This is a genomic window from Nostoc sp. CHAB 5715 (assembly GCF_020829685.1).
In the GTDB taxonomy this organism is placed as follows: Bacteria; Cyanobacteriota; Cyanobacteriia; order Cyanobacteriales; family Nostocaceae; genus Nostoc.
Genome location: NZ_JAIVFR010000413.1, coordinates 1 through 6,243 on the forward strand (window position 1 = coordinate 1; position 6,243 = coordinate 6,243).

A 6,243-nucleotide genomic window follows, 5' to 3' on the forward strand; every position below is an offset into this window, starting at 1 on the left:
AATTATAATTGGGATAACGAAGATGACTGTCGCGCTACTCTCAGAGTGAAAAACTGGCTTGTAAACTTTTTTCAAGATGAATATGGTTTGCGCCTAGCTTAAGTAATTTCGGATTTTTTAAAGCTTTTCAATTGCTTAGAATACATGTTATTTGTAGCGGTTTACAGATGTGAACCCCGCTTGTTTTAGCGTGATATCTTATTTATAATTTTCCACTTCAACACCAAATAAATGCAGCTAATTAAAAATATCTTCAAAATTCCCCAAATTATTTACTTCTTTATCCCAATTATAATTATCATCCTTTTATTTAAATTTTTGCCCATAAATGCCGTTGAAATAAGTAGCATAGAGTTTATCGGGGAAGCTACTTTAGCAAAAGGTTTAACCTTACAAAAAACTGAAATTGGAGGTTTATCTGGAATTACCTATGATTCAAAAAACAACCTTTATTATGCTATTTCCGATGACCGTGGACAAAAAGCTGCCGCTCGTTTTTACGCCCTGAAAATCGACTTAAGCAAGGGTTTCCTAGAAAAGGGTAGAGTTGTTCCTGTCAGTGTTATCACATTATTAAATGAAAATGGTCAAACATTTCGCCCAGGTGAAACTGATACAGAAGGTATTGCCTTAACCAATAAAGCAACTGTATTTATTTCTTCAGAAGGCGATGCTGCAAAATTAATTAATCCTTTTATTAAAGAGTTCTCATTATCTTCTGGTAGAGAAATTACAACACTTCCCATAGCAAACAAATTTTTGCCTGATAAAAGTGGTAAACAAGGTATCCGCAACAATTTAGCTTTTGAAAGCCTTACCATCACACCCGATAAAAAGCATCTATTCACAGCCAGTGAAAATGCTCTAATTCAAGATGGTGTCGCAGCGAAAGCTAACATCGGTACTCCTTGTCGGATTTTGCAATACAACTTGCTCAACAACCAGCCAGAAAAGGAATTTCTTTACCAAACAGAACCAGTTTCTCCCTTTTTGAATGTAATTGGCAAATTCGCTAGTGGATTACCTGATTTACTTGCTCTCGATAATCAAGGACACTTCCTAAGTTTAGAACGGTCTTTTACTGGTTTAGGATTTGCTATTTCCCTGTTTCAGGTTTCTTTAGAAAAATCTGATGATATTCATCAAATAAATAGCCTTTTAGCAGTTGACTCCAAGAATATTAAACCAGTTCAGAAAAAACTGCTGTTAGATTTGAGAACCCTAGATGTGCTGCTAGACAACATCGAAGGCTTAACTCTTGGCCCTAAACTACCCAATGGTCAGCAATCATTAATTCTCATCAGTGATAACAATTTCAACTCCCTACAACGCACCCAGATACTAGCCTTTAAAATGAAAATTGAAACACCACTAATCAGATTATTACGCCGTTTACTCCCGAATCTCAACCGTTAGCTGTACAGAGATATCAGGGTTTTACTGGTATTTACTTTTTCCTGTGTATTCACGGAATCTACTAGGCAACTTTATCTAGCTTATTTGTAGTTTCCGTGTAATTTCTCAACCGTATTGCTTAATAAATATGTTACACAATGTTTAGGAAATTTTTCCATCCAATAGATTAACCATAATTACAGGATATGATTATTTTTATACAAATTATGATACTTTCTAAATTTAAATTTAATAATTAGCTAGAGTTATTAAAGTGTTTTGCCAACAATATTTTTCATAAATGATTTTTATGTCAACAAATAAAATTGAGAATATGGTAGGGCAAAAAGCAGAATTAGACAATTGCATTGGACAGTTTTTAAATAATCGCTATTTAATCAGAGATTTGATTGGCAAAGGTGGGATGGGTAGAGTTTATTTAGCAGAAGATACTGCTAAAGGTGGTATGCCGATCGCAGTCAAAATTTTATCACTCAGTTTAGCGAACCAGCACATGTCCCAACGCTTTGCTAGAGAAATTTTTATTGGCGCTCAATTGGGTTGCAAAAGTAAACATATTGTTCGCATATTAAGTTATGGCGTTACTGAGGATAAAACTCCGTTTTATGTAATGGAATACCTGCAAGGAAAAAATCTCAAACAAATTCTCAAAATTCAGCCCTTAACAATATCAAAATTTTTAGAGATTTGTCATCAAATTTGTTTAGGCTTACAATGTGCCCACCAAGGTATCAGCCTCAAAGGAGAGATTTATCCTATTGTTCATAGAGATATCAAACCAGAAAATATATTCATTACTGAAGATAGTAAACAAGGAGAAATTGTCAAAATCCTAGATTTTGGTATTGCCAAGTTTTTAACAGAGCGAAGTGGGATGACACTGACAGATTCTTTTATTGGCAGTTTACCTTACTGTTCTCCAGAACACATGGAAGGGCGCAAATTGCTAGATGTCCGCTCTGATATTTACAGTTTGGGAGTACTAATGTTTGAGATGCTGACAGGAAAGCATCCATTTCAGATTCAGATAAAAAGTAACTCCTTTGGCACTTGGTATCAAGCGCATCGCTTTGAAATTCCACCTACCCTTGAGGAAGTGAACCCGCAAGTCAAAATACCGCAGGTGTTAGAAAAAATAGTGATGAGTTGTTTAGCTAAAGAAGTAAGCGATCGCCCTCAAAATATAAACCAAATATTAGAAGATTTAGAAATAGCTAATATTCAGATTAATGATGGTATTCCTAGCAAGAGCAGTGATATTCTTAAACTTTCGTTTCCGGTTCAATTAGTACCTTCAACTTTATTATCCGAAAAAGAGTGTTTGCAGAAAAATTGGCCTAAAAATAAACCAATTGCACCAATTGGATTTCCCCATTTACTACAAACGACTGAAAGACCCATACCAACTTTTTGGGCAATGTTACCCAAACAAGAAATTACAAAATTTTTGGATAAAATACATGGTACTGAATTTATTAGTAAAATGAATGCTTACCCGATGCTATTGTGGGTAACAGTACTATACGACGCTCAAACTTCTATGACTAAATGGCTACCTTATTTTCTGAATTTAAAAGATAATAAAGTCCAGAATATAGCTCGTAGTTTAGCTGAAGTAGGTTACTATCATCTACTATTGTTTGCCATAGAAGATCCAACTCGTTGCTCTCATGTAACAACTTTAAGCCTTACAGCTAACCAGCGCCAGGAACTTATAGATTGCTTAGACATGAGTGAAAATTCAAATGAATTAATTCTGTCTAATCAAGCCAAAAATCTTCTAAAAGCAGATTATGAAAAGCTGAAGTTAGACATCTTACAAAAGTTAGCCGTAGAACAAAAATCTGAGACAGAAGGTTTAAAAAATTGGATGGATAAATTTTGGGATATTTTTTTAAACCTTTTATCACGTCCTTGAAAGTCTGCTTTCAAAATCAAAATGCTTACTACCATTATTTAATGAAATTTTTATGTGTGTATTGCTAACTTTAAATAGACTCAGCAGCAGAGGTGAATAAAGTGAATAAAAGCCCATTTACATCTCCAAGTAGTACGGGCTTGCTTGCTAATCGTTATCAACTCAAGCAATTAATTGGTAGCGGTGGCATGGGTGAAGTTTTTTTAGCAAATGATATTTTGTTAGGAGGTACACCAGTTGCTATCAAGTTTTTGACTCAAACTGTTGTCGATACTAAGATGCAACAAGACTTTGCTCGTGAAGCTTTAATGAGTGCAGCTTTGAGTCAAAAGAGCTTACATATAGTGCGGGCGTATGATTATGGTGTGAATGAGAAAGGAAAACCATACTACGTCATGGAATATCTATGTGGTAAGAGTTTAAAAGATTTAATTCCGCTACCACTCCCCATGTTTTTGACTCTCTCCCGCCAAATTTGTTTGGGCTTACAGTGCGCCCATGAAGGCATTAACATTGATGGCAAAATTTGTCCTTTAGTTCATAGAGATATCAAACCTGCCAATATATTAGTTATTCCCGATCCGATATTGGGCCAGTTAGTTAAAATTCTCGATTTTGGGATTGCTAGATTTTTGAATTATGTATCAACAGCTAGTACATATAAGGAATTTAATGGCACTTTACCCTACTGTTCTCCAGAACAGCTAGATGGGGAAAAATTAGATAGTCGCTCTGATATTTATAGCCTGGGTGTGATGATGTTTGAAATGCTCACAGGCAAAAAACCTTGGGAACCAGAAACTGATTACTTTGGAGCTTGGTATAAAGCACATCACTTTGAGCAACCAAAAGCGATCGCAGATGTTAAACCCACTCTTAAATTACCTCAAAAGCTAAATAATTTAATCATGTCTTGTCTGGCGAAAAAATCTTGCGATCGCCCCCAAAACATCGCTCAAATTTTGCAAGTATTAAACAGTTTAGAACAGTCTAATTGTCCTAGTATACCTACAAGTTTACCCTCTAATTCCATCCTTAGCCGTCCTTTAGATTCTGGATTACCAATCACAGTAGAACAAAGCTGTCGGCAACTTTTGTGGCCTCAAAATAAACCAATTCAAGAAATTGTTTTTCCCCAGCTTATAGACACCGCACCAGGATCTATGACAGCCCTATGGTTGATGTTGCGTAAACAAGAAATCAAAAACTATGCCCTTTCTACCCGTTACAACCAGTTTATCTTCATGACATCTCCTCACCCAATGCTGTTGTGGGTAACTGTACTCTACAATCGGCAATTAGCTCCTAAATGGCTACCTTGCTACTTAGATATGCAAAATCCCCAAAATCTTAGGCTGGTAAGTTTGCTGGCTGAAAATGAACACTATCCTTTAATTTTCTTTACTCTGGAAGCACCACATTCCTGCACCAACGTTCTCAGCAGTCGCATCGAGCCAACTCAGCGACAAATGTTGAAAAACTGGGCGCAACAAATTCATAGTCTACCACCAGCTTCTGTGCCCCAGTTGAGCAAACAGCTGTTAAAGCAGCAGTATAAACAAATGCAATCCCGCATATTGCAGCATCTGGAATCACAGCCACAGGTTGTATTATCAGGCTCTATTTAAGGAAAAATCCGCACCTGGGAGAGACGGGACAAAAAATTCCTAATTTCCCACTTCAAAACACTTGACAAATAGAAAAAAAATAGTGATAATAGCAAAGTTGCCAAACAAGGGACTGTAGTTCAATTGGTTAGAGCACCGCCCTGTCACGGCGGAAGTTGCGGGTTCGAGCCCCGTCAGTCCCGTTAAAAATTTATAAGTAGTGAATCACTGAACTGAACTTCGGTGATTTTGGATTTTGAATTCCCCAAAGGGATTGACCCAGGATTCAGGGTTTGAATATAAGCTACATTTATCATGCTTTGCAAAAGAGAGAATTAACTGTGACTGTTAGAGTCCGTTTTGCGCCGAGTCCAACCGGAAATTTACATATTGGTTCAGCTAGAACTGCTGTATTTAACTGGCTATTTGCCCGTCACCACGGCGGGAAATTTATACTGCGAATAGAAGACACAGATTTAGAGCGATCGCGTCCCGAATACACCGACAATATTCTTGAAGGATTGCGTTGGCTAGGATTGAACTGGGATGAAGGGCCATTTTTCCAATCTCAACGCCTGGATTCTTATAAGGAAGCAGTGCAAAAACTGCTAGATCAAGGATTAGCCTATCGCTGCTACACTACTTCCGAAGAACTAGAAACTCTAAGAGAAGCTCAGAAAGCTAGAGGTGAAGCTCCTCGTTATGACAACCGTCACCGCAACCTCACCCCAGAACAACGCGCCGCATTTGAAGCAGAAGGTCGCTCCTCTGTGATTCGCTTCAAAATCGACGATGAGCGGGAAATTGTCTGGAACGACCTAGTAAGGGGAAAGATGTCTTGGCGAGGTAGCGATTTAGGTGGTGATATGGTCATCGCCCGCGCCTCAGAAGAAGGAAGCGGTCAACCTTTATACAACTTTGTCGTTGTAGTGGATGACATCGATATGCAAATCACCCATGTCATTCGCGGAGAAGACCACATCGCCAACACCGCCAAGCAAATTCTTCTGTATGAAGCAATGGAGGCAAAAGTTCCAGAGTTTTCCCACACGCCGCTGATTTTAAACAGGCAAGGGCAGAAGCTTTCTAAGCGGGATGGTGTTACTTCCATTTCTGACTTTCAGCAAATGGGCTTTACTGCTGAAGGCTTGGTAAATTACATGACATTGCTGGGTTGGTCGCCACCAGACTCAACGCCAGAAATATTTACCTTAGAAGAAGCAGCGAAAGAATTTGGTTTTGAGCGTGTAAATAAAGCAGGTGCAAAGTTTGACTGGGACAAGCTGGATTGGTTGAACAGTC

4 protein-coding genes and 1 tRNA gene are annotated in these 6,243 nt (G+C 37.9%); all 5 read left to right on the forward strand.

Translation table 11 applies throughout. The features are described 5' to 3' along the window. Nucleotides 1-231 precede the first annotated feature (231 nt). Entirely contained in the window at nucleotides 232-1,416 is a 1,185-nt protein-coding gene (locus tag LC574_RS21695; RefSeq protein ID WP_229455550.1) for an esterase-like activity of phytase family protein, read from the forward strand. A 289-nt stretch (nucleotides 1,417-1,705) separates the two neighbouring features. Next, complete coding sequence (locus tag LC574_RS21700; RefSeq protein ID WP_229455551.1) at nucleotides 1,706-3,334, forward strand: serine/threonine-protein kinase; 1,629 nt, start codon at nucleotides 1,706-1,708, stop codon at nucleotides 3,332-3,334. 101 nt (nucleotides 3,335-3,435) lie between these two features. Continuing rightward, complete coding sequence (locus LC574_RS21705; protein WP_229455552.1) at nucleotides 3,436-4,962, forward strand: serine/threonine-protein kinase; 1,527 nt, start codon at nucleotides 3,436-3,438, stop codon at nucleotides 4,960-4,962. Between the two features lie 108 nt (nucleotides 4,963-5,070). Then, nucleotides 5,071-5,144 (forward strand) — tRNA-Asp (locus LC574_RS21710). Between the two features lie 138 nt (nucleotides 5,145-5,282). Continuing rightward, nucleotides 5,283-6,243 (forward strand): glutamate--tRNA ligase (gene gltX / locus LC574_RS21715; RefSeq protein ID WP_229455553.1); only part of this gene is annotated, 961 nt, incomplete at its 3' end.